Annotated in this window: 24 protein-coding genes; 19 read left to right on the forward strand and 5 right to left on the reverse strand. The window is 67.4% G+C overall.

Translation table 11 applies throughout. From position 1 onward, the window contains the following. Position 1: 1 nt before the first annotated feature. Both ACO07J_RS03815 and ACO07J_RS03820 read left to right on the forward strand, forming a co-directional pair. A complete protein-coding gene (locus tag ACO07J_RS03815; protein ID WP_422026477.1) occupies positions 2-880 on the forward strand; it encodes a branched-chain amino acid ABC transporter permease in 879 nt (292 codons plus the stop codon). Then, a complete protein-coding gene (locus ACO07J_RS03820) occupies positions 877-1,890 on the forward strand; it encodes a branched-chain amino acid ABC transporter permease (RefSeq protein ID WP_422026479.1) in 1,014 nt (337 codons plus the stop codon). Before ACO07J_RS03815 ends, ACO07J_RS03820 begins: the two co-directional genes overlap by 4 nt. A gap of 31 nt (positions 1,891-1,921) precedes the next feature. Here the strand turns inward: ACO07J_RS03820 and ACO07J_RS03825 are convergent, their stop codons facing one another. The 3 genes from ACO07J_RS03825 to ACO07J_RS03835 are packed head-to-tail and all read right to left on the reverse strand — an operon-like array spanning position 1,922 to position 4,959. After that, positions 1,922-2,854 carry an NAD(P)H-dependent flavin oxidoreductase gene (locus tag ACO07J_RS03825; protein ID WP_422026481.1) on the reverse strand — a complete coding sequence of 311 codons (933 nt, stop codon included), beginning with the start codon at positions 2,852-2,854 and terminating at the stop codon, positions 1,922-1,924. A gap of 10 nt (positions 2,855-2,864) precedes the next feature. Then, on the reverse strand, positions 2,865-3,737 hold the full coding sequence (locus tag ACO07J_RS03830) for an SDR family oxidoreductase (protein ID WP_422026483.1): 873 nt from the start codon (positions 3,735-3,737) through the stop codon (positions 2,865-2,867). Position 3,738: 1 nt separating this feature from the next. Continuing rightward, positions 3,739-4,959, reverse strand: coding sequence for an acyl-CoA dehydrogenase family protein (locus tag ACO07J_RS03835; RefSeq protein WP_422026485.1), 1,221 nt, complete (start codon positions 4,957-4,959; stop codon positions 3,739-3,741). A 306-nt stretch (positions 4,960-5,265) separates the two neighbouring features. Here ACO07J_RS03835 and ACO07J_RS03840 point away from each other — a divergent pair, with 306 nt between their 5' ends. The 15 genes from ACO07J_RS03840 to ACO07J_RS03910 all read left to right on the forward strand — a co-directional run bounded on the left by ACO07J_RS03840 (position 5,266) and on the right by ACO07J_RS03910 (position 20,881). After that, positions 5,266-6,048 carry an enoyl-CoA hydratase-related protein gene (locus tag ACO07J_RS03840; RefSeq protein ID WP_422026487.1) on the forward strand — a complete coding sequence of 261 codons (783 nt, stop codon included), beginning with the start codon at positions 5,266-5,268 and terminating at the stop codon, positions 6,046-6,048. Next, positions 6,045-7,874, forward strand: coding sequence for an acyclic terpene utilization AtuA family protein (locus ACO07J_RS03845; RefSeq protein WP_422026489.1), 1,830 nt, complete (start codon positions 6,045-6,047; stop codon positions 7,872-7,874). Before ACO07J_RS03840 ends, ACO07J_RS03845 begins: the two co-directional genes overlap by 4 nt. After that, positions 7,871-8,569, forward strand: coding sequence for a TetR/AcrR family transcriptional regulator (locus ACO07J_RS03850; protein ID WP_422026491.1), 699 nt, complete (start codon positions 7,871-7,873; stop codon positions 8,567-8,569). The genes ACO07J_RS03845 and ACO07J_RS03850 overlap by 4 nt, the downstream gene beginning before the upstream one ends. A 3-nt stretch (positions 8,570-8,572) precedes the next feature. Continuing rightward, entirely contained in the window at positions 8,573-9,364 is a 792-nt protein-coding gene (locus tag ACO07J_RS03855; RefSeq protein WP_422026493.1) for an ABC transporter ATP-binding protein, read from the forward strand. Next, the gene (locus ACO07J_RS03860; protein WP_422026495.1) at positions 9,361-10,125 is read left to right on the forward strand and encodes an ABC transporter ATP-binding protein; all 765 of its coding nucleotides are present in this window, start codon (positions 9,361-9,363) and stop codon (positions 10,123-10,125) included. Before ACO07J_RS03855 ends, ACO07J_RS03860 begins: the two co-directional genes overlap by 4 nt. A gap of 2 nt (positions 10,126-10,127) precedes the next feature. Next, the gene (locus ACO07J_RS03865; RefSeq protein WP_422026497.1) at positions 10,128-11,969 is read left to right on the forward strand and encodes an AMP-dependent synthetase/ligase; all 1,842 of its coding nucleotides are present in this window, start codon (positions 10,128-10,130) and stop codon (positions 11,967-11,969) included. Positions 11,970-11,979: 10 nt separating this feature from the next. Continuing rightward, a complete protein-coding gene (locus ACO07J_RS03870; protein WP_300892794.1) occupies positions 11,980-12,852 on the forward strand; it encodes a branched-chain amino acid ABC transporter permease in 873 nt (290 codons plus the stop codon). After that, entirely contained in the window at positions 12,852-13,898 is a 1,047-nt protein-coding gene (locus ACO07J_RS03875; RefSeq protein WP_422026499.1) for a branched-chain amino acid ABC transporter permease, read from the forward strand. The genes ACO07J_RS03870 and ACO07J_RS03875 overlap by 1 nt, the downstream gene beginning before the upstream one ends. A gap of 49 nt (positions 13,899-13,947) precedes the next feature. Further along, positions 13,948-15,126, forward strand: coding sequence for an ABC transporter substrate-binding protein (locus ACO07J_RS03880; RefSeq protein ID WP_422026501.1), 1,179 nt, complete (start codon positions 13,948-13,950; stop codon positions 15,124-15,126). 63 nt (positions 15,127-15,189) lie between these two features. Beyond that, positions 15,190-16,680 carry an acetyl-CoA carboxylase biotin carboxylase subunit gene (locus ACO07J_RS03885; RefSeq protein WP_422026503.1) on the forward strand — a complete coding sequence of 497 codons (1,491 nt, stop codon included), beginning with the start codon at positions 15,190-15,192 and terminating at the stop codon, positions 16,678-16,680. Continuing rightward, on the forward strand, positions 16,680-17,183 hold the full coding sequence (locus ACO07J_RS03890; RefSeq protein ID WP_422026505.1) for a biotin/lipoyl-containing protein: 504 nt from the start codon (positions 16,680-16,682) through the stop codon (positions 17,181-17,183). Before ACO07J_RS03885 ends, ACO07J_RS03890 begins: the two co-directional genes overlap by 1 nt. Beyond that, entirely contained in the window at positions 17,176-18,783 is a 1,608-nt protein-coding gene (locus ACO07J_RS03895) for an acyl-CoA carboxylase subunit beta (protein WP_422026507.1), read from the forward strand. The genes ACO07J_RS03890 and ACO07J_RS03895 overlap by 8 nt, the downstream gene beginning before the upstream one ends. Then, positions 18,780-19,400, forward strand: a complete 621-nt coding sequence (locus tag ACO07J_RS03900; RefSeq protein WP_422026509.1) for a 2-hydroxychromene-2-carboxylate isomerase — start codon at positions 18,780-18,782, stop codon at positions 19,398-19,400. Before ACO07J_RS03895 ends, ACO07J_RS03900 begins: the two co-directional genes overlap by 4 nt. Further along, entirely contained in the window at positions 19,397-20,155 is a 759-nt protein-coding gene (locus ACO07J_RS03905) for an enoyl-CoA hydratase-related protein (RefSeq protein ID WP_422026511.1), read from the forward strand. Before ACO07J_RS03900 ends, ACO07J_RS03905 begins: the two co-directional genes overlap by 4 nt. Positions 20,156-20,182: 27 nt before the next feature. After that, complete coding sequence (locus ACO07J_RS03910; RefSeq protein ID WP_422026513.1) at positions 20,183-20,881, forward strand: transglutaminase-like domain-containing protein; 699 nt, start codon at positions 20,183-20,185, stop codon at positions 20,879-20,881. A 4-nt stretch (positions 20,882-20,885) separates the two neighbouring features. Here the strand turns inward: ACO07J_RS03910 and ACO07J_RS03915 are convergent, their stop codons facing one another. Beyond that, entirely contained in the window at positions 20,886-21,455 is a 570-nt protein-coding gene (locus ACO07J_RS03915; protein ID WP_422026515.1) for a dihydrofolate reductase family protein, read from the reverse strand. Positions 21,456-21,663: 208 nt separating this feature from the next. Here ACO07J_RS03915 and ACO07J_RS03920 point away from each other — a divergent pair, with 208 nt between their 5' ends. Together ACO07J_RS03920 and ACO07J_RS03925 are read left to right on the forward strand one after the other, a co-directional pair. Continuing rightward, the gene (locus tag ACO07J_RS03920) at positions 21,664-22,149 is read left to right on the forward strand and encodes a hypothetical protein (RefSeq protein WP_422026517.1); all 486 of its coding nucleotides are present in this window, start codon (positions 21,664-21,666) and stop codon (positions 22,147-22,149) included. 9 nt (positions 22,150-22,158) lie between these two features. Further along, positions 22,159-22,845, forward strand: coding sequence for a TetR/AcrR family transcriptional regulator (locus ACO07J_RS03925; protein ID WP_422026519.1), 687 nt, complete (start codon positions 22,159-22,161; stop codon positions 22,843-22,845). An 18-nt stretch (positions 22,846-22,863) separates the two neighbouring features. Here ACO07J_RS03925 and ACO07J_RS03930 read toward each other — a convergent pair whose 3' ends face one another. Beyond that, complete coding sequence (locus tag ACO07J_RS03930) at positions 22,864-23,520, reverse strand: winged helix-turn-helix transcriptional regulator (protein ID WP_422026521.1); 657 nt, start codon at positions 23,518-23,520, stop codon at positions 22,864-22,866. Positions 23,521-23,610: the final 90 nt, after the last annotated feature.

Consider the following 23,610-nt stretch of genomic DNA (forward strand, 5'->3'; position numbering starts at 1 on the left):
GGTGGAAATCGCGATCCAGATCCTGGTCACCGGGCTGACGATGGGCTCGATGTACGCCCTCGCCGCGGTCGGCCTGTCGCTGATCTACGGCACGCTGGGCATGTTCAACATGGCGCATGGCATGTTCATGACGCTGGGCGCCTATGCCGTCTTCTCGCTCGCCTCCTCGGTCGGCATCCCGCTGGCCCTGGCGATCCCGGCGGCGATGGTCGCCGGCGCGATCGTGGGCATCCTGACCCACCTGCTGATCGTGCGGTTCATGCTGACCTCGCGCGAGTTCGAGACCAACATCCTCGTCGCGACGGCGGGGCTGGCCATCCTGCTCGAGGATCTCGTGCTGAAGGTCTACGGCGGCTATCCCTACCCCCAGCCGGTCCGGGTCGAGGGCAGCTTCTTTCTCGGCGGTGTCAGCATCACCTACCAGGCGGCCATCATCATGGGCGTGGCCCTGCTGTGCATCGGGGCGGTGGCGTGGCTGCTGCTGAAAACGAAATTCGGCCGCGCCATCCGCGCCACGGCGATGAACCGCGACGCCGCGCGCCTGATGGGCGTGCGCACCAACACCATCTACCTGCAGGTCATGGCGCTGGCCGGCGCCCTGGCCGGCGTGGCCGGGCTGATGATCTCGACGCTGGCGACGCTCTCGCCACAGATGGGGGGCGACCCGCTGCTCAAGGCCTTCGTCATCTGTGTCGTGGCCGGTCTCGGCAACGTCTGGGGGGCGGGCCTCTGCGCCTTCGGCCTCGCCCTGATCGAATCCGCCATCGGCTTCTACTTCGGCGTGCGCTTCGGCTTCCCGACGATGTTGATGCTGGTGATCCTCGTGCTGATATGGCGGCCGCTGGGTCTCTTCGGCAAGGAAAGGGTGGTGCGGCTATGACCACGCTGCAACGGCATCTGCTGATCGGCCTCGCGGTGATCGCGGCCTTCGCCGCCCTGCCGCTGGTCCTGACCGAGCGCTACCTGCTGGGCGAGGTGATCATCTTCTTCATCTGGGCCATGGTGGCTATGAACTGGAACGTCCTGATGGGGCACGCCGGGGTCTTCTCGCTCGCGCAGATGTTGTTCGTCGCCGTCGGCGCCTACGGGATGGCGATGGGCGTGACCTTCACCGGCATGTCGGTCTGGGCAGCCATCCCCGTGGCGGCGCTGGCCACCGCGGCGCTGGCACTGGTCGTGGGCATGGCCTGCCTGCGGCTGACCGGGGCCTATGTCGCCCTGCTGACCTATGCGATTGCCGAGATGATCCACGTGCTGATCATCACCGACACCGCCTGTTTCACCCTCGTCGCCAACAACTGCCAGCAGCTCTTCGGCGGCGCCACCGGCTTCTCGCGCTTCGACGATTTCGGCTTCCGGCCGCTCCTCAAGGGCAACTGGATCCTCGGCAACTACTACATCGTCCTTGCCGCCTTCGCGATCACCGTGCTGGTCGTGGTGGTGGTGATCCACGGGCGGCTCGGCCTGGCCTTCAGGGCGATCCGCGACAATGTCGGCTATGCCAGCAGCCGCGGGATTGACCGCAAGAAATACCAGATCGCGGCCTTCGTCATCACCGCCTTCCTCACCGGGCTGGTGGGCGGGGTCTACGCCGCGCATTTCCGCTTCGCCGGGCCAAGCCTGTTCGAATTCTCGACCCTGATGTTCGTGCTCGCGATGGTCGTGGTCGGCGGCTTGGGCTCGACATGGGGGCCCCTGATCGGCACCGGGTCGATCATGATCGTCGTCGAGCTTTCCAAGGAGATGGGCGACGCCCGCAACCTCGTCCTCGGGCTGGCGCTGGTCGTCTTCGTCGTCTTCATGCCCAAGGGTCTGGCCCAGGCCGGAAAGACGGTCACCGACCGGCTCTTCCGCCGCAACAGGCCCCGGCAGACCGCCAAGCCGAACTGATCGAACCGCCAGCGCAGGGCAGGGCAGGGCGCTACCGTATCCCCTCGATCGCCGCCCGGTACTCGTCCCGCAGCCTTGCCACCAGCTCGGCCGCCCCGGGCACGTCGTGGATGCTGCCGACCCCCTGTCCGGCGGCCCACACGTCTTTCCACGCCTTCGCGTCCGTCGTCCCGAAATCCAGCTTGTCGGGCGGCACCTCCGGGTCCAGCCCCGCCTGTCGCAGGCTCTGCGCCAGGAAATTGCCGTTCACGCCGCTGATCGCGGGCGTATAGACGATATCCTCGGCCACGGCCGTGCGTACCATCTCCTTCTGCGCCTCGAAGGCCAGGCTCTCGCGCGTCGCCAGGAACCGCGTGCCGATATAGGCCATGTCGGCCCCCAGCAACTGCGCCGCCGCGATCTGCGCGCCGGTGGAAATCGCCCCGCCAAGGATGATCGTGCCGTCGAAGATCCGGCGGATCTCCGGCACCAGCGCGAAGGCGCTGAGCGTGCTGGCATGACCGCCCGCACCCGAGCAGACGGCGATGATCCCGTCCACCCCGGCCTCCGCCGCCTTGCGCGCATGCCGCAGGTTGATGACATCGTGAAACACCAGCCCGCCATAGCCATGCACCGCCTGCACCACCTCCTCGTTCGCGCCCAGCGACGTGATGACCAGCGGCACCTCGTGATCGACCGTGATCTTCAGATCGGCCTCCAGCCGGGGGTTCGAGCGATGCACCACGAGGTTCACGGCATAGGGCGCCACCGGCCCGGCTTGCCCCTCGAACGCGGCAAGCCGCTCGGGGATTTCCTGTAGCCAGTCGGCATAGCCGTCCGAGCTGCGCTGGTTCAGCGCGGGAAACGAGCCGATCACGCCCGACCGGCAGGTCTCGACCACCAGGTCGGGCCCCGAGACCAGGAACATCGGCGCCGATATGGCCGGAAGCGATAGCCGGCCCACAAGCCGGTCGGGGATCGGCATCAGACGCCTCCTATTCCCTGAAATAATCCGGCTTACCGGTCGTCCACGTCTCGCCCCAGTGCTGGCCGCCGCCCGCCACGTGCACCACCTCGCCCGTGACATAGGCGCTGGCCGGCCCGGCGAGATAGGCACAGGTCTCGGCCACCTCCCACGGGCTGCCATTGCGCATCATCGGGTTCGACCGGTGATAAAGCGCGCGCGCCTCGGCCGAATAGACCTTCCAGCCTTCCGTCTCGATCGCGCCGGGGGCGATGCAATTGATCCGGATGCCCAGCGGCGCCCATTCCACCGCCAGGTTCTGCGACAGCGCCACCACCCCCGCCCGCGCCGCCACCGTGTGCGCGACCCCGTAAAGCCCGTGGCGCGTGACCACCACGATATTGACGATGTTGCCGGGCTGGCCGCGGTCGCGCCAGAACCGCGCGGCGGCCTGCATCATGAACCACGTCCCGTTGAGGTTCGTGGTGATGACCGCGTTCCACCCCTTCTCGGAAAAGTCGATGGCCTCCTGCGGGAACTGCCCGCCGGCCGAGTTGATCAGCGTATCAAGCCGCCCGTACCGCTCGCCTACCTCGTCGAACAGCGCCGCCACCGCGCCGGTGTCGCGTATGTCCATCGCGCGGGCGAGCGCCTCGATTCCGCGCTCCGCCAGCAGCCCGGCCAGCGCCTCGAGCTTCGCCTCGTCCCGCCCCACCAGCACCAGCCGCGCCCCGAGCCGCCCCAGCAACCACGCCGCCGCCCGGCCCAGCCCCCCGGCCGCGCCGGAGATCACCACCACTTGGCCCGCAAAGGCCCCGTCGCGATAGACGGTCTCGGCCTGCGCCAGGTCCGCGTCGCTCATCCCGGCCGGATCGCCGGTGCCGCTTTCGCTTGCCTCCGTCATGTCACTTCATGTCTTTGAGCAGTTCGCCCGCAATGATCATCTTGCGCACCTCCGTGGTCCCCGCCCCGATCTCGAGCAGCTTGATCGAGCGGTAGAGGCGGTTGACTTCCGACTCCCAGATATACCCCGAACCGCCGTGAATCTGCATCGCGTGGTCCAGCACCCGGTTCACCGCCTGGCCCGCGTACATGACCGACGCGGCGGTCAGCATGTGGATATCACCGCGCGGGCCAGAGCCAATCTCCAGCTCCTCCGCCGCGGCCAGCCCGCGATAGGTGAAGGTCCGCAGGGTCTCCACGTCGACATACATCTCGGCCAGCATCGACTGCACCATCTGGAACTTGCCGATCGGCTTGCCGAACTGCTGCCGCGTCTGGGCATACTCGATCGACAACTCCAGCGCCCGCTCGGCGACACCAAGGCACAGCGGCGAGATCATCGCCCGCTCGAGGTCCAGCCCCGACATGACGATCTGCACGCCCCGGTTCTCCTCGCCGACCCGGTTTTCCGCCGGCACGCGGCACTCTTCAAAGACAAGCTCGGCCGTCTGGCTGCCGCGATACCCCATCTTGATCAGCTTCTGCGCCACCTTGAAGCCGGGGAAATCCTTCTCGACGATGAACGCCGAAATCCCGTGCGCGCCCTTCTCCTTGTCGGTCTTGGCATAGATCAGAAGGATGTCGGCCACCGGCCCGTTGGTGATGTAGATCTTCGAGCCGTTCAGCACGTACTCGTCGCCTTCCCGCCGCGCGGTCGTCCGCATCGAGCCCAGCGCGTCCGACCCCGCACCCGGCTCGGTCAGCCCCAGCGCGCCGGTCTTCTTCCCCGAACACAGGTCGGGCAGGTACTTCTTCCGCTGCGCCTCGTTCGCGTTGCGGAAGATGTTGTTGAGGCACAGGTTCTCATGCGCCACCCAGCTCAGCGCCAGCGCGTGGTTCCACCGCCCGAACGCCTGAAGCAGCAGCCCCGAGGTGAACAGGTCCATGCCGACCCCGCCATATTCCTCGGGCACGGTAATGCCGAAATAGCCGGCCTCTCCCATCTTCGGAAAGGCCTCCACCGGCCACCATTCCTCCTCGTCCATGCGGGGGGCGAGGGGATACAGCTCGTTCCGGGCAAACCGGTCGGCCTGGTCGAGGATTTCCCGCTGGGTTTCGTCGAGATCGAAGCGGATGCCCGAGTCGTAATTCGGCAGCCGTTCCGGCGCGGCGGAATTGGTCATGTCTGTTTCCTCCCATACCGCCGGTCCGGCGCGACGTTCGCCGCGGGTCGGCGGATTCTCGGCAAAGTTAGTGAACATCACTTACCGTGTCCACTGTTTATTGAGAGCGGCCCCTTTACACGCATTTCTGGCCTTCTTCCCTGTTTTTGCTGCATTGCAGAACATGTCGTTCGCAGCTGCGGCGCCGGTATCGGGGCAATCTGGCGCCTCCAGAATACTTGTTGACAGAATTAAGTAAATCATACTCACTAAGGCAACGGATTCGTCCGAAAGGACCCGATCCAGCCAGCGAGAAGGGAGGCGCGCGTGGCAGACGACCTGTGCCATCAGACATCCGGCGCGGTGATGACCATCACCATCAACCGCCCCGAGCGGCGCAATGCCCTCAATGCCTCCGTCGCCGCCGGGATCAGCGCCGCGCTGGACCGGGCAGAGGCCGACCCATCGGTGCGCGCCGTCGTCCTGACCGGAGCAGGGGAGAAGGCCTTCTGCGCCGGCGGAGACCTCCAGCTCGACGCCGACGGCTCGCCCTTCACCATCGACGCGGCCGACCCGCGCCACTACGTCGCCGGGCTCTTCCGCCGGATGCGCGCCTGCCGCCTGCCGCTGATTGCCCGCGTCAACGGCCACGCCCTTGCCGGCGGTTTCGGCCTGGTCTGCGCCTGCGATCTCGCCGTGGCGACGGAGGAGGCGCTGCTCGGCCCCACCGAAACCCGCGTCGGCCTCTTCCCGATGATGATCCTGCCCCACCTGCTGCGCATCGTCCCCGAACGCGCGCTGATGGAGATGTGCCTGACGGGCGAGCCCATCACCGCCCGCGATGCCTTGCCGCTCAACCTCGTCAACTACACGGTTCCCGCCGAAGAACTCGACGCCAAGACCGACTGGCTGGTCGAGCGCGTCACCTCCAAGACCCCCACGGGCATCCGGCTCGGCAAGCAATCCCTCGCCCATATCCGCGAAATGAGCTTCGATCACGCGCTGGAATACGCCCAGTTCATGCTCGCCAACATGAGCCGGACCGAGGACGCGCGCGAAGGCATGACGGCCTTCTCGGAAAAGCGCGCGCCGGAATGGACGGGCCGATGACCGACCGTCCCGACACCATCCGCATCGGCTGCGGCGCGGGCTTCTGGGGCGACACGCCCGAGGGGCCGAAACAGCTCATCGAACGCGGCGCGCTCGACTACCTGATCCTCGACTACCTCGCCGAAATCACCATGTCGATCCTCGCCCGGATGAAGGCGAAAGACCCCGCGGCGGGCTACGCCACCGATTTCGTCACCCATGTCGCCGGGCCGCTTGCCCAACAGATCGCGGCCTCCAGCGTCAAGATCGTCACCAACGCCGGCGGGCTGAACCCCGCCGCCTGCCGCGACGCGCTCGAGGCCGCGTTCAGCAAAGCGGGCGTCACCCGCAAGATCGCGCTGGTCCTCGGCGACGACCTGTCCGACAGGGCCGACAGCCTGCGCGCGGCCGACCTGCGCGAAATGGACAGCGGCGCGCCGCTGCCCGACCGGCTGGCAAGCATAAATGCCTATCTCGGGGCGCTGCCCATCGCCGAGGCGCTGGCCGACGGCGCCGACATCGTCATCACCGGCCGCGTGACCGATTCCGCCCTCGCGCTGGGGCCGCTCATCCACGAATTCGGCTGGCGCGCCACCGATCACGACCTCCTCGCCGCCGGCAGCCTCGCCGGCCACGTCCTCGAATGCGGCACCCAGGCGACCGGCGGCATCGTGACCGACTGGCAGGATGTCCCCGGCTGGAGCGACATGGGCTTCCCCATCGCCATCTGCGCCCCCGACGGCAGCTTCGAGCTCACCAAGCCCGAGGGCACCGGCGGCCGCATCACCCCGCTCACCGTCGCCGAACAGATCACCTACGAGATCGGCGACCCCGCGGCCTACGTCCTGCCCGACGTCACCTGCGACTTCTCGCAGGTCACCGTCACACAGGCCGGGCCCGACCGCGTCCGCGTCTCCGGCGCGAAAGGCCGCGCGCCCACCGACAGCTACAAGGTCTGCGCCACCTATGCCGACGGGTACCGCGCCACCGCCACCATGACGATCAGCGGTTTTCAGGCCGGCGCGCGGGCACAGGCCACGGGCGAGGCCATCCTCTCCCGCGTCGCGCGGCTGGCGGCACAGGCCGGCTTCCCCCCGTTCGACGAAACCCTCGTCGAGGTGCTGGGCACCGGCGCGGCCTTCGGGCACGACCCGCGCGCCAGCGCCGCCACCGAGGTGGTGCTCCGCCTCTCCGCCCGCCATGCCGACAAGGGCGCGCTTGCGCTCTTCGGTCGCGAAATCTACCCCGCCGCCACGGCGATGGCGCAGGGGATCACCGGCTTCGCCGGCGGCCGTCCCGCGCCGCAGCCGGTCATCCGCCTGTTCTCGACCTTCATCGACAAGGCGGCCGTCGATATCGAGGTCGACATGGGCGGCACACGCCGCCCCGTCGCCGTGCCCGCCGGTCAGCCCGCCACGCCGCACGCACCCGCCGCCGCGCCCACCGACCCGGCCCCGACAGGCCCGACCGAAACGCTGCCCCTCATCGCGCTGGCCTGCGCCCGCAGCGGCGACAAGGGCGACATCGCCAATATCGGCCTGCTGGCCCGCGACCCGGCCTTCCTGCCGGTCCTGCGCCGCGAAGTCACGGCCGACCGCGTCAAGGCGCATTTCGCCCACGTCGCCCGCGGCCCGGTCACCCGCCACGACTGGCCCGGCCTTCACGGCTTCAACTTCGTCATGGAACGCGCCCTCGGCGGCGGCGGCATCGCCTCGCTCCGCAACGATCCCCAGGGCAAGGGCTATGCCCAGGCCCTGCTGATGATGCCCGTGGCCGTCCCCGCCGCCCTCGTTCGCGCGCACCCGACACTCGCCGCCCACGCGGCCAAGACCAAGGAACCCGCATGAGCCCGTCACCCGAAAAACGGGCGGTCGTCCGCCTGCCGCGCGCCGAACGGATGCACCAGATCGAATCCGCCGCCCGCAAGCTCTTCCACAAGCACGGCTACACCGCCGCGCGGATCAGCGAGATCGCCGCCGACGCCGGCATTTCCGAGGCCGCGATCTACAAGTTCTACAGCAACAAGCGCGACCTGCTGCACACGCTGCTCAAGGACTGGTACATGGGCATGCTCGACGACTTCTACGAGAAGCTCGAAGGCGTCGAAGGCGCGCGCAACCGCATCAAGGTCATCATCTGGCAGCACCTCAAGTCGATCCGGGAATGCCCCGACCTGTGCCGCCTGTTCTATTCCGAAGTCCGCAGCATGCCGGACTATTACGACACCGAGCTCTACGAGCTGAACCGGCGCTACACGCTGGTGCTGGTCGACGTGGTCAAGACCGGCATCGCCAGCGGCGAGTTGCGCCCCGACACCTCCTCCGCCCTGGTGCGCGACGTGATCTTCGGCGGCATCGAGCACCGCGTGACCCCGTTCCTGATGGGCCGCAGCGACATCGACATCGACGAGATGTCCAGCCAGCTTTGCGACCTCGTCTGCCAGGGCATCTGCACCCCCGACGCGGGCCAGGACATGGACAGGCTGATGGCCCGGCTGGAACGCGTGGCCGACCGCCTCGACGGCAAGACGAAAGGCGGCTGACCGATGCTCCGGCTGACCAACGTCCAGATCATGTACGACCGCTCGATCGAGGCGGTGCGGGACGTGTCGCTCAATGTCGAGCCGGGCTCGATCGTGGCGCTGCTCGGCTCCAACGGCGCCGGAAAGTCGACCCTGCTCAAGGCCATCTCCAACGTGCTCTACCCCGAGGAGGGCGAGGTCATAAACGGCACGCTCGCCTTCGAAGAGGCCGACCTCAAGCGCATCGCCGCCGACGAGATCGTGCGCCGCGGCATCGTCCACGTGCCCGAGGGGCGCCGCCTCTTCCCGCTGATGTCGGTGGAAGAGAACCTCTCGATGGGCGCCTTCCTCAAGACCCAGGCCCAGATGAAGGCCGATCTCGAGCGGGTCTACACCCTCTTCCCCCGCCTCAAGGAACGGCGCAACGCGGTCGCCGGCTACCTCTCCGGCGGCGAACAGCAGATGGCCGCCATCGGCCGGGCGCTGATGGCCGAGCCAAAACTGCTGATGCTCGACGAGCCTTCCCTCGGCCTCGCCCCTCAGATCATCGACCAGATCTTCGAAACCATCGTCGCCCTCAACAAGGAGGGCAGGATGTCGATCCTACTGGTCGAGCAGAACGCCTCCCTCGCGCTCGACGTGGCCGATTACGGCTACATCATGGAAAACGGTCGCGTGGTGCTCGACGGCCCGGCGAAGGACATCGCCGACAACAATGACGTGAAGGAATTCTACCTCGGCTTCGGCGAAAGCGGCGCGCGCAAGAACTACCGCGAGGTGAAACACTACAAGCGCCGCAAGAGGTGGCTGTCATGACCGCGCTCCTGTCCCTCTCCGGTGTCACCAAGCGCTTCGGCGGGCTCACCGCCGTCAGCGACGTGGGCTTCGACGTGCCCGAGGGCGCGATCTACAGCGTGATCGGCCCCAACGGCGCAGGCAAGACCACCCTCTTCAACCTCGTCAGCGCGCTCTTCGCCCCCTCCGAGGGCGAGATCGTCTTCGACGGCCACGCCCTGCACCGCGCCTCGACCCACCAGCTAGTCGATTTCGGCATCGGCCGCACCTTCCAGAACCTCGCCATCTTCGGCCACGCCACCGTGGTGCAGAACCTGCTCGTGGGCCTCCACCACACGCTGAAGGCCAACCCCTTCACCGCCGCGCTGTTCTGGGGCCCCGCCCGCAACGAGGAGATCCGCGCCCGCCAGCAGGTCGAGAAGATCATCGACTTCCTCGAGATCGAGCACCTGCGCGACACCCCCGTCGGCCTCCTGTCCTACGGCCTGCAGAAACGCGTCGAACTCGGCCGGGCGCTGGCCACCGGCCCCAAGCTGCTCCTGCTCGACGAGATGGTGTCGGGCATGAACAGCGAGGAGACCGAGGACATCGCCCGCTTCATCCTCGACATCCGCGAAGAGCTGGGCGTGACCGTGGTCATGGTCGAGCACGACATGGGCATCGTCATGGACATCTCCGACCGGGTCGCCGTCCTCAATCACGGCGCGCTGATCGGGGAAGGCACGCCCGCCGAGATCTCCGCCAACGAGGCGGTGATCCAGGCCTACCTGGGGAAGAACTGACCATGCTGCGCGACACGAAGCTGGCCGAAACCACCACCCTTCCGGGCCTCCTGCGCCACTGGGCCCAGACCCAGCCCGACCGGCTGGCCTTCCGTGAGAAAGACCTCGGTGTGTGGCAGCGCTTCACCTACCGCGACTATTACGAACACGCCAAGGATTTCGCCTACGGGCTGCTGGCGCTTGGGGTGGAACCCGGCGACTTCCTCGCGGTGGCCAGCGAGAATACGCCTGAGTGGATGTTCAGCGACCTCGCGATCCAGGCCCTCGGCGGGGCCTGCATCGGCATCTACCCCACCAACCCCTGGCCGGAACTCCGCTACATCCTCGAACATTCCCGCTCGCGGATCGTCGTCTGCGGCGACCAGGAGCAGACCGACAAGGTCTTCGACGCGATCAAGTACGAAGGGGAACTGCCCCACCTCGAAAAGATCATCTGCGTCGACATGAAAGGGCTCAAGCACTACCCGCGCGACATGCTGATGAGCTTCGAGGAGGTGTCGGAGCTTGGCCGCTCGAAACGCGCCGAATACGGCGACCGCTTCGAACGCTCCATCGACGCGCTCACCCCCGACGACCCGGCGATCATCGTCTACACCTCCGGCACGACCGGAAAACCCAAGGGCGCGATGCTGTCGCATCACGGGCTGATCTGGGGCGCGCTGCGCCTGTCCGAACGGCACAAGGTCGACGAGACCAACTGGGAGGTGCTCTGCTACCTCCCCCTCTGCCACGTCGCCGAACGCCTCTGCTCCACCGTCATGCAGCTGGTCAACGGCTCGACCGTGAACTTCGCCGAATCCATCGACGCGGTCGGCCAGAACCTGCGCGAGATCGCCCCCTCCGGCTTCCTCGGGGTGCCGCGCATCTGGGAAAAGCTGCAATACGCGGTGATCGTGCGGCTAAAGGATGCCACGCCGCTGCAACAGAAGGTGGTCGCCCGCGCGCTCGAACTTGGCCGGCCCATCGCCCGGCGGCGGCTCGAGAATGGCGGCCGCTTCGCCTCGCTGCGCGACAGGCTGGTCTATGCGCTGCTCTGGCTCATCTGCTTCCGCCCGCTGCAGAAAAGCATGGGGCTCGACCGGGCGCGCACCATGCTCTGCGGCGGGGCGTCGATCTCTTCCGATGTGCTGGAATATTTCTGGGCGATCGGCCTCAGGGTCTACCAGGTCTACGGCATGACCGAGCTGTCGGGCATCTCGCACAGCCAGTACCCCGGCCACACCGCCCTGGGCGACTCCGGCCCGCCGCTCGAGACCTACGACCAGAAGATCGCCGAGGATGGCGAGATCCTCGTCCGCTCGCCCGCGGTCTTCCCCGGCTACCTGCGCAACGAGGAGGCGACGGCCGCGGCGGTGGTCGACGGCTGGATGCATACCGGCGACGTGGGCGTGATCGGCCCCGACGGCTCGATCCGCATCACCGACCGCAAGAAGGACCTGATCATCACCTCGGGCGGCAAGAACATCACACCCTCGCTGATCGAGAACCGGATGAAGGACTCGATCTATATCCGCGAGGCCGTGCTGATCGGCGAGCGCCGCAACTACCTGACCGCCCTGATCCAGGTCGATTACGAGACCGTCGGCAAGTGGGCCCAGGAAAAGGGGCTGGCCTACACCACCTTCAAAAGCCTCTCCGGCCTGCCCGAAGTGCGGGCCCTGATCGAAGGGGAAATCGAGAAGGTGAACCGCGAATTCAGCCGGGTGGAAAACGTCCGCCGGTTCGACCTTCTGACCAAGGAGCTCGACCACGACGACGGCGAAGTCACGGCGACCATGAAGGTCCGCCGCGCGGTCGTGGAAAGCAAGTTCAAGGACCAGATCGACGCCATGTACGCCGCCTGAGGAGACCAGAATGGACCTGTTTCTCAACCTAGTCGCCTCCGGCCTCGTCATCGGGTCGATCTACGGCATCATCGCCATCGCCTTCGCGATCATCTTCAAGACCACGGGCGTGCTCAACTTCGCCCAGGGCGAGGTGATGATGCTGGTGGCCTATACCAGCTGGAGCCTCGCCACCTCCCTCGCGCTGCCGTTCTGGCTGCTGGTGCCGGTCACCATCCTTGCCGCGGCGCTGATCGGCGTGGTGATCGAATTCGTCTTCATCCGGCCCATGTCGGGCCAGCCGGTGTTCTCGATCGTGATGGTCACAATCGGCCTCGCCATCACCCTGCGCAGCCTGATCATCATGATCTGGGGGCCGGACGCGGCGCCCTTCGACGCCTCGGTCGAGGGCGGGCTGATCGAGATCGGGCCGGTGGTGCTCTTCTCCGAACAGCTCTTCGCGCTCCTGCTCTTCTGCGCGGTCAGCGCGGCAGTCTATCTCTTCTTCCGGTTCACCCGCATCGGCATCGCCATGCGCGCCACCGCGATGGACGAGACATCGGCCCTGCTGATGGGCGTCGACGTGCGCCGCATCTCGTCGCTCGCCTGGGCCATCGCGGCGGTGGTCTCGGGCCTCGCCGGCGTCGCCTTCGCCGTGATGTTCGCCCGCGCGCCCGACATGTGGTTCCAGGGGCTGCAATCCTTCCCGGCGGCCATCCTCGGCGGGCTCGACTCGCCGCTGGGCTCGGGCGCGGGCGGCCTGATCATCGGCGTCATCGCCGCCCTGTCCGAAGGCTATATCGGCCACGGCCTGAAAGAGATCTCGGGCTTCATCGTGATCATCATCGTGCTGATGATCCGGCCCTACGGCCTCTTCGGTGAAAAAGAACTGGAGCGCGTCTGATGCGGACCCGTCACTTCGTCGAAACCTACGAGAAACACGTCTCGCTCAGCCACAACCCGGTGACGTGGTCCTGGGCCCTGCTGCTGGTGCTGGCGCTGGCGCTCCTGCCGATGGTCGCCAGCAGCTACGTCCTCTCGCTCGCCACCACCGTGGGCATCGCGGCGATCGGGGCGATCGGGCTCAACATCCTGACCGGCTCGACCGGGCTGATCTCGCTGGGGCAGGCGGGCTTCCTCGCCTCGGGCTGCTACACCACCGGGCTGCTCATCGCCGATTACAACTGGCCGCCGGAGCTGGCCCTGCTGATGGCCGGCGTGGTGCCCGCCCTGCTCAGCCTGCTGGTGGGCGTGCCCTCGCTGCGCCTCAAGGGGCTCTACCTCGCAATCACCACGATGGCGTTTTCCTTCATCGTCACCCATTTCCTGCTCTACGCCGAGGGCATCACCCACGGCCCCTACGGCGTGCGCGTCGAGGACCTGAATTTCCTCGGGCTCGACCTCGCCACCACCACCGGCCTCTACACGCTGGTCCTGGTCACCGCCATCCTCGTGACGCTGATGGCCCTCAACATCCTGCGCACCCGCGTCGGCCGCGCCTTCACCGCCATCCGCGACCACGACATCGCCGCCCGCGTCATGGGCATCAGCCTCGTGCGCTACAAGCTGCTGGCCTTCATGATCTCGTCCTTCTTCGTCGGCATCGCCGGCGGGCTGATGGCCTTCCAGTTCCGCTTCATCAACGTCGACATCTTCAACGTGCTCCTGTCGATCGAGGCGCTGGCGATGATCATCGTCGGCGGCCTCGGCTCGGTCGCCGGGGCGATCATGGGCGCGGTCTTCATCGTCCTGCTGCCCGAGGCCACGCGCGAGGCGCTCGACCTGCTGCCCACCGGCGTCAACAACATGCTCTCGACCTACATCTACGAGATCCGCGGCCTGCTCACCGGCCTAACGATCATCGTCATGCTGCGCATCAAGCCGCAGGGCCTCGTCGGGCTCTGGCGCGACGTGCAGCGATACTGGACCCAGTGGCCCCTTTCCAAATGACAACAAAGCCAATGGCCACGGGCTGACAACGCACAGAGGAGGACCAACCATGAGACTATTGAAGACGAAAGCCCTCGGGCTCGCGGCACTGCTGGCATCCGCCACGCTCGTCACGGCGCAGGAGGAGGGCGTCACCGACGACGAGATCGTGATCGGCAACGTGCTGCCCATGACAAGCTCGGCCGCGCTCGTCGGGCGCGCCGCGCATTTCGGATCGGTCATCGCCGCGCGCGAGGCCAACGCCAACGGCGGCGTCAACGGCCGCCAGATCACCATCCGCACCGAGGATGACGGCTACGTGCCCGCCCGCACGGTGCAGGGCCTGCGCAAGCTGATGGACGAGGGGCTCTTCGGCCTCATCGGCACCGGGGCAGGGGCCGGCACCGCGGCCATCCTGCCCATCCTCGAGGAAGAGGAGATCCCCGCCATCGTGTCCTTCTCGCCCCTGCAGGCGGCGGTGGACCCGATCAAGCCCTCGGTATTCATGCTGGGCGCGTCCTACCAGGACCTGCTTTATGCCCAGTTGAAGTACATCCACGACAATGACAGCCCGGACAGTCCCAAATACGGCGTGATCCGGCAGGATGACGATTTCGGCAACCAGGTCGAGGAGGCGTTTCACCGCGCGGTGGACGAATTCGGCGCCGACACCGCCGAGCCGATCCGCTACAAGCGCGGCCAGAAGGATTTCGGCGCCGAGATCCTGCGCACCCGCTCCGACGGGGTGAACGTGCTGATCGCGGGCGGCGTGACAACCGAGATCCCGGCGATGCTGAAAGAGGCCAGCAAGTTCAAGCTCGACCTCAAGATCGCCACCGTGCCCACCTCGACCCTGCCGCCGATCATGCAGCTCTCGGCGCCCTTCAGCTACGACTACTACAGCGGCGACTACATCTCCCCGCGCGGCTCGGAAGGCAGCCAGCATTTCGAGGACATGGCCGTGGCGCACCTGAACGAGGAAGAGCAGGGCGCGCTCAACCGCTACGCCATCACCGGCTATATCGCGACGTCGATCATGATCGAGGCGATCCGCCGCTGCGGTGACGAGCCGACCCGCGCCTGCGCCGTCGAACAGATGGAATCGGGCGAGGCGTTCGACACCCACGGCATCACCCTGCCGCTCGACTTCGCGCCCGACAGGCACATCTCGGCCACCGCCGTGCGCGTGCTGAAGGTCGACCCCGAGGCCGGCTCGCTCACGCCCGTCACCGACTTCACCGAGTACTGACACCCACGCGGCGGGCCGGCCCCCGGCCCGCCGCATTCCCAGAATTCCCGGAGTATCCCCGCCATGGGCCACGACACCCCGCCCTTCAAACGCATCCTGATCGCCAACCGGGGCGAGATTGCCTGCCGGGTGATCGACACCTGCCGCAGGCTCGGGGTCGAGACGGTCGCGGTGCACCACCTGTCCGAGCGCGACGCCCGCTTCGTCCGGCTGGCCGACACCAGCGCCGAGATCACCGGCGACACCCCCGTCGCCGCCTATCTCGACGCCGACCAGATCATCGCCACGGCGCGGGAAACCGGCGCCGAGGCGATCCACCCGGGCTACGGCTTCCTGTCCGAGAACAGCGGCTTCGCCCGCGCGGTCGAGGCTGCGGGCCTCGTCTTCATCGGCCCCGCCCCCGACACGATCGACCTGATGGGCGACAAGATCCGCTCCCGCCAGTTCGCGCAGGAGAACGGCGTCCCCGTCGCCCCCTCGGTCACCGGTGGCGAGGATATCGACGCCTTCGTCGAGGAGGCTGCCAGCATCGGCTTCCCGCTCCTCATCAAGGCCTCCGCCGGCGGCGGCGGCAAGGGCATGAGCATCGTCGAGGGCAAGCAAGACCTGCTCACCCGCGCCCGCACCGCTCGCTCCGAGGCCGAGCGCTATTTCGGCGATCCGACCATCTATGCCGAGCGCTACATCGAACGCCCCCGCCATATCGAGGTGCAGGTGCTGGGCGACGGGCAGGGCAAGGTGCTGCACCTCTTCGAGCGCGAATGCTCGGTCCAGCGCCGCTTCCAGAAGATCATCGAGGAGGCCCCCGCCGGCCATCTCGACCCCGCCCTGCGCGACGAAATCTGCGCCGCGGCCGTCCGCCTGTCCGAGGCCGTGGCCTACCGCAATGCCGGCACCGTCGAATTCATCCTCGCCCCCGACGGGACCTTCTACTTCCTCGAGATGAACACTCGCCTGCAGGTGGAACATCCCGTCACCGAAATGGTTACCGGGCTCGACCTCGTGGCATTGCAGCTCGACATCGCCGCCGGGCGCGGGCTGCCGCTCGACCAGCCGGACATCACCCTTACCGGTCACGCGCTCGAATGCCGCGTCTGCGCCGAGGTGCCGGAACAGGATTTCATGCCCGCCACCGGCCGCATTCTTCATCTCGACCCGCCCGCGGGCGACAACATCCGCTTCGAGAACGGGTTGCGCGAGGGCACCGACGTGACCCTCGATTTCGACTCCATGCTCGCCAAGCTCGTCGTCGCCGCCCCCGACCGGCCCGCCGCGATCGCGGCGGCGCAACAGGCGCTGGAACGCACCGTGCTGCTGGGGGTCGAAACCAACCTCAACTACCTCGCCCGCATCCTCTCGCACCCGGCCTTCCGCGACGACCCGCTGCATACCGGCTTCGTGGCCGAGCATCAGGCCGCGCTGGCCGAACCCGACCTCTCCCCGCACGAGGCCGCCCGCGTGCTGATGGCCGCGGCGCTTACCTTCCGCGAATTCCGCACCCTCGCCTTCGACGCCCCCGAACCCTACGCCTCCATCGGCGGCTGGAGGAACTGATGAAACTGAAACTCCGCCTCAACGGCACGCCGCACGAGATGGACATCGCCGCCCTCAAGCCCGACCTCGAGCTCCGCATCGACGGCCGCGGCCATGCCTTGCGCGAAACCGGTACCACCGGCGCCCTCCGCCACGCCCGGATCGACGGAGAGGACATCGCGTATCACCAGGCCCGCAGCGGCAACCGCGCCTTCCTGCATCTGGGCGGCCGCAACTGGATCGTCGAATTCGTCGACCCGCGCGATGCCGCCCGCGAGAAGGTGCAGGGCAGCGGCGACATCCGTGCGCCCATGCCCGGCGTCGTCGTCAGTGTCGAGAAGCAGCCCGGCGACCCCGTCACCGCCGGCGACACGATCCTGACCATCGAAAGCATGAAGCTGCAAACCAACCTGCTGGCCGAACGCGACGGCGTGCTGGCCGAGATCCTGAAATCCGAGGGCGACGTCTTCGAGAAGGGCGCCATCGTGGCCCGGCTGCAAGAGGAGGAAGACGGCGATGCGTAGGATCACCTCCGCGATCAACCCGGCCAGCGCCGAGTTCAAGACCCGCGCCGCCTGCAACCGCGCCCGCGTCGCCGAGTTCCGCGAAATGCAGCGCGCCGCCCGCGACGACCGCCCCGAGCGCGACATCCGCCGGCTCGAGAAACACGGCAAGATGCGCCCGCGCGAGCGGCTGGAACTGCTGCTCGACCCCGGCACGCCCTTTCTCGAACTCTCCTCGCTCGCCGCCAATACCGAGTATGACGGCGAAAGCCCCGGCGCCAGCATCATCACCGGCCTCGGCATCGTCTCGGGCCGCGAGGTGATCATTCACGCCGACGACAGCTCGGTGAAGGGCGGCGCTTGGTACCCGCTCTCGGTCAAGAAGATCGTCCGCTGCCTCGATATCGCGCTGGAAAACCACCTCCCCGTGATCCACCTCTGCGACAGCGCGGGCGGCTTCCTGCCCCTGCAGAACCAGGTCTTCGCCGACCGCTACATGGCCGGCCGCATCTTCCGCAACCAGTGCCTCCTGTCCAAGGCCGGCATCAAGCAGCTTGCCCTCGTCTTCGGCCATTGCACCGCCGGCGGCGCCTACGTGCCGGGCCTGTCGGATTACAACGTCATCGTGCGCGGCACCGGCGCGGTCTTCCTCGGCGGCCCGCCCCTCGTCAAGGCCGCCACCGGCGAGGAGGTCACCGCCGAGGAACTGGGCGGCGCCGAGATGCACACATCCGTCAGCGGCACCTGTGACTACCCGGCCGAGACCGAGGAAGAGGCCATCGCCATCGGCCGCGAGATCGTCCAGCAGTGGGAGAAGCCGAAGAAGTGGGAGTGCCAGCGCGACGACCCGGTCCCGCCGCATTACGACCCGCAGGACCTCTACGGCATCCTCCCCGACGACATCAAGAAAGGCTTCGACATGCGCGAGGTGATCGCGCGCATCGTCGACGGCAGCCGCTTCCACGAATACCAGCCCGATTACGGCACCACGCTGGTCTGCGGCTTCGCCAACATCTGGGGCTGGAAGGTCGGCGTGCTGGGCAACAACGGCGTGCTCTTCAACGACAGCGCCCTCAAGGGCGCGCATTTCATCGAACTCTGCAACCAGAACAACACGCCGCTGGTCTTCCTGCAGAACATTACCGGCTACATGATCGGCCGAGAATACGAGCGCGACGGCATCACCAAGGACGGCGCCAAGATGATCATGGCCATGACCTGCAGTCACGTCCCGAAATTCACCGTCATGTGCAACGGCTCCTTCGGGGCGGGCAATTACGGCATGTGCGGCCGCGCCTTCGACGGGCGTTTCATGTTCTCCTGGCCCAACAGCCAGATCGGCGTCATGGGCGGCGAACAGGCGGCCAACACCCTGGCCGACGTGAAGGCCGCCCAGATGAAGCGCAACGGCGAGGAGGTCGACGACACCGTGCTAGAGGAGCTGCGCGAAACCACCGGCAAGGCCTACATGGAACAGCTCTCGGCCTATTACGCCACCTCGCATCTCTGGGATGACGGCATCATCGACCCGGTCGACACCCGCAACGCGCTCGGCATGGCGATCACCAGCGCGCTCAACGCGCCGCTGGGCACCCCCGGCTACGGGGTGCTGCGGCTGTGACCTCCGCCATCGACTTCTACTTCGACTTCGCCTCGCCCTACGCCTATTGCGCGGCGCCCCTGGCCGAGGATATCGCGGCGGCCCACGGCGCGCGGCTGGTCTGGCGCCCGGTCCTGCTCTGGGCCTGCCGCAACCATTTCGGCATGGTGGCCCCGCTGCAGGACGGGCCCAAGGCCGATTACATGCCGCTCGATTTCGAACGCTCCGCAGCCTTCCACGGCCTGCCCTTCGTCATGCCGCCCTCCTTCGCCAGGTCCACCCACGCGGCGGCGCGGCTCTATTACGGCATCGCCGCGCGGAACGCGGCACAGGCGACCGATTTCGCCCGCCAGGCGCTTTCCGCGCATTTCGGCCAGGGCGCAGACCTGACCGACCCCGCAACGCTGGCCGACCTCGCCGCGCATATCGGCCTCTCCCGGCCCGAGGCGGAGCACCTGGCAACGGCGGAGAGCTCCAAGGAAGCCCTCCGCCAGGCCAACGACACGGCCATCGCCGCCGGCATCTGGGGCTCGCCCTTCTTCCTCCTCGACGGCGAGCCTTTCTTCGGCGCCGACCGTCTGCCACAACTCGACTGGCGGCTGTCACGGCGCGCCGCGCGGGAAAAGGAACCGACATGACCCATCAGGATATCACCGTCGCCATCGACGGCCCCGTCGCCACCCTCACGGTCAACCGGCCCGACAAGCTCAACGCCATGAGGAACGAAACCGCAGACGAGATGCGCGCGGCGCTGGCCGAACTGGAGGGCAACCCCGCCATCCGCGCCGCAATCATCACCGGGGCGGGCCGTGCCTTCGGGGCGGGCTACGACCTCTCCACCGTCGATCTCAGCGAGGGCTGCGATCTCCGCTCGGTGCTCGAGGATCACTTCAACCCGCTCATCCGCGCGGTCCGGCGCTCCCGCCTGATCGTGATCTCGGCGGTCAACGGCGCCTGCGCCGGGGTCAGCGTGGGGCTCGCCTTTTCCGCCGATATCGTGCTGGCCGCCGAAACCGCCTTCTTCTACGAACCCTTCGCCGGCATCGCGCTGGTGCCCGACGGCGGCAACACGCTCTTCATCCCGCGCACGGCGGGCCGCACCCGCGCCCTGTCGATGATGCTGCTGGGCGAACGGATCGGCGCGGCACAGGCCCGTGACTGGGGGCTCGTCTGGGCCGTCCACCCGCCCGAGCGCCTGGCCGACGAGGCCCGCGCCACCGCCGAGCGTGTCGCTGCCCTGCCGCCATTGGCCGCGCAGCGCACCAAGCAGCTCGTCAATGCCGCCACCGACGACGCGCTCGACGCCCAGCTCGACCTCGAACGCGACTACCAGGCCGAACTGGCCGGCACGCCCGAAATGATCGCCGCCGTGTCGAAATTCGTCGGCAAGTAGGCCCGACACCAACCGATGGAAGACCAGATGACAACCGCCAGCGCCCCTCCGCCCGAGATCTACACCCGCCCCGGCCACTACGTCGACAGCGACGCGCCCGCCGTCCGCGCCTTCACCGAGGCGGCGCTCGAAACCCTCCCGCCCGACGCCACGCAAACCGAAAAGGCCATCCGCCTCTTCGACGCCGTGCGCGACGGCCTGCGCTACGACCCCTACACCTACGACCTCACCCCCGACGCCTACCGCGCCAGCGCCATCGCCGCGCAGGACGCCGCCTTCTGCGTGCCCAAGGCGATCCTGCTCGCCGCCTGCCTGCGCGCCGCGGGCCTCCCCGCGGCGCTGGGCTTCGCCGACGTGAAAAACCACCTCAACACGCCCAAGCTGGCCGAACTGATGCAGACCGACCTCTTCATCTTCCACGGCTATGTGCAGGTCTGGCTCGACGGCAAAAGCTACAAGATCACCCCGGCCTTCAACATGGATCTCTGCGACCGGTTCGGCGTGAAGCCTCTCGTCTTCGACGGCACCTCCGACGCGCTCTTCCACGAATACGACGCCGGCAACCGGCGCCACATGGAATACGTCAACGACCGCGGCCTCTACGCCGATTTCCCGGCCGAGGAATTCCTGGCCATGTTCCTCGAAACCTACCCGCGCCTCGCCGCGCTCAACGAACGGGGGCGCGACGTGGGCGACACCGGCTTCGGCCACGACCCGCAGGCCTAGCCGCTCAGCCCGCCGCCCGCCGGTACCGCAACAGCATCAGCCCGTCGTTCAAACCGGTGCTCTCGATCAGTCCGAACCGGGCCGCCTTGCCCTCGGGAAACAGCCGCACGCCCCGGCCGAGAACGACCGGGTAGACGATCAGCGACAGCTCGTCGATCAGGTCGGCCCGCATAAGCTGGTGGCACACCGACCCGCTGCCGAAGATCAGGATATTGCCCCCGGTCGCCTCCTTCACCCGCGCCACGGCATGCACCAGGTCCCGATCCAGCAGCGTGGTGTTGGACCATTTCGGATCGGCAACGGTGCGAGAGGCGAGGTACTTGGGCAGGGCATTCATCCGCGCCGCGTAATCGCCCGGCACGTCGGGCCAGACTGCGGCGAACCCGTCATAGGTCTTGCGCCCGTAGATCATCGCCGCGGCATCGCGCAGCTCGTTCTCCTTGAACGCATCGCCTACCGGCCCACGGCTGTAGGGCCCGGTCCAGTCACCCAGCCCGCTGTCCTCCATGCCCACGGGATCCTCGATCACCCCGTCGAGCGAGATGTACTGCGTTGCAATCAGCGTGCCCGTCATCGCCATCCTCTCCACGTTTCGCACGATCCCGCCCCGCGCGCTCGAATCCAGACGGTTTTGCTGAAAACCCTTCCAACGCGCAATTACGTCCCAGGTAATCCGGCCACCGCAATCCGCCGACCACAAGGCAAATCCAGTGGCCCGTGTTGACCATCCAAATATACACCGTATATTTAGGAGGCGAAATCCCTCGTTCGGAGATCTGCCCATGGTTCAGCCACTCTCCTTTCTCGCCCTGTTCCTCATCGCCACGACGATGGGCCTCGCGCTTGCGCATGCCCTCGAGTTTCCGGGCAAGCTCCGGCTGGATGAAGACACCTACAGGGCGGTCCAGCAGATCTACTACCCGGGCTTCACCATCGGCGGCCTGATCGGGGAACTGGGCGGCCTGCTGGTGCTCATCGCGCTCCTGGTCCTGCTTCCAGCGGGATCGGAACGATTCTGGTGGACGGCGGCGGCCCTTGCCTTCATGGCCCTCCTGCACGGCACCTACTGGCTCTGGACCCACCCGGTGAACAGTCAGTGGCTCGAGGATGCCGACCTCTCCGGCATCGGCGGCCTCTTCTTCTCGACCTTCGCAGGGGAGGGCGCAGACTGGCAACAACTCCGCAACGCGTGGGAGTACTCGCATATCGCCCGGTCGATCCTCGGCGCGGCGGCCTTCCTGTCCATGGCCATGGCCTTGACACAATAGGGAACAGCCATGGCCAGGAAACGCCGTCCGCCAGAACCGCGCAAGGGGGCGGCCCGGGATCTGACCCGCGAAAAGGTGATCGGAGCCGCACTCGAAACCCTCGACCGCGACGGGTTCGAGGCCTTGTCGATGCGCAGCCTCGCCAATCGTCTCGGCGTCACGCCCATGGCGCTCTACAACCACGTGAACGGCAAGCAGGACCTGCTCCGCGCCATCGCGACCCACGTGCTCGGGACGGCGGATTTCGATCGGCAGGAGGCGCACTGGCGCAACCGGGTCGAGGCCTGTTTCCGGCAGATACGCGCCCTGTGCCGGCGCCACCCCAGCCTGCCGCGGCTGCTGGAAACCGCAGGCGTGGCCCCCGCCGAGGTATTCGCGCCAATGGAAACCTCGCTGCGGGCCCTGCGCGAGGCCGGCCTCAACGACCTCGACGCGCTCCGCACCTACTTCACGCTGATCAGTTTCACGCTCGGGCAGACCTCCTATGAAACGCGCGGTCCGTTTCCCGGTCTGGAAGTGTCGGGGCAGCCGCGTGACGGCTCCCTTGCCGGCCATGGCTTCACGGCGGTCGAACAGGCTAAATTCCCCGATACCTGGGATTTCGATGCCGCCTTCGAGTTCGGCCTGCGCCTCATCCTCGACGGGGTAGGGCAGGCCGCCGCCGATGGCGACAGCCCGCGATCCGGAAAACCGTGACCGGCGGAAACCGCTCCGTTACCGCGGCACGGTTTCCGGAAGCGGAAATGCTCCCAGGAACCGCTCCAGCGCCGCCGGATCCCCTTGCCAGTGAAGCGCGCCGCTCTCCAGCGCATCCTGCAGCCTCGTCGCCCCATACAGAACCCCGTCAACGGCATCGACCGTGCCGGACAGCACCGCATCGGGCGTCTCGGGCCCGCCCGGCGGCTGGTCGATTGCCAGCCCCTCCGCCGTGCCGGTCACCCGCACCGGCCCCTGCGGCAGGTCGAGATCGACGCAGAACCGGGCCCCGCCCGGCCGGTACAGGGCGCGCAGCGACAGCAACAGCCCGGCGCGGCTCATCGGCAGGCCCTGCTGCAGGAACGGCGACCGCGCCGCCCACTGGCCGAGAACCAGGATCGGACCCTCCAGCTCGCGCCCCCACTCGGTCAGCTCGTACACCCACGAGGCCGCGGGCGGCGGCAACTGCCGCCGTTGCAGGATCGTCGCGGCTTCCAGTTCTTCCAGCCGTTGCGACAGCACGTTGGGGCTGATCTTGCGCAGGTCCGCGCGCAGGTCGGTAAACCGTTTCGGCCCGAACAGCAGTTCCCGCACGATCAGCAGGGCCCAGCGGTCGCCGATCAGATCCATGGCATGGGCGGTCGCGCACCCGTCATCGTAGGTTTTCTGGCTCATAATCCTAATTCAAAACTTTTTAGTTGCTTTTTAGGAGTGACTAGTCCCTTTATTGAATATCACACGCCCGCGCCGCTGATTCAAGCGCCC

Source organism: Roseovarius sp., from assembly GCF_965228755.1.
Taxonomy (GTDB): Bacteria; Pseudomonadota; Alphaproteobacteria; order Rhodobacterales; family Rhodobacteraceae; genus Roseovarius.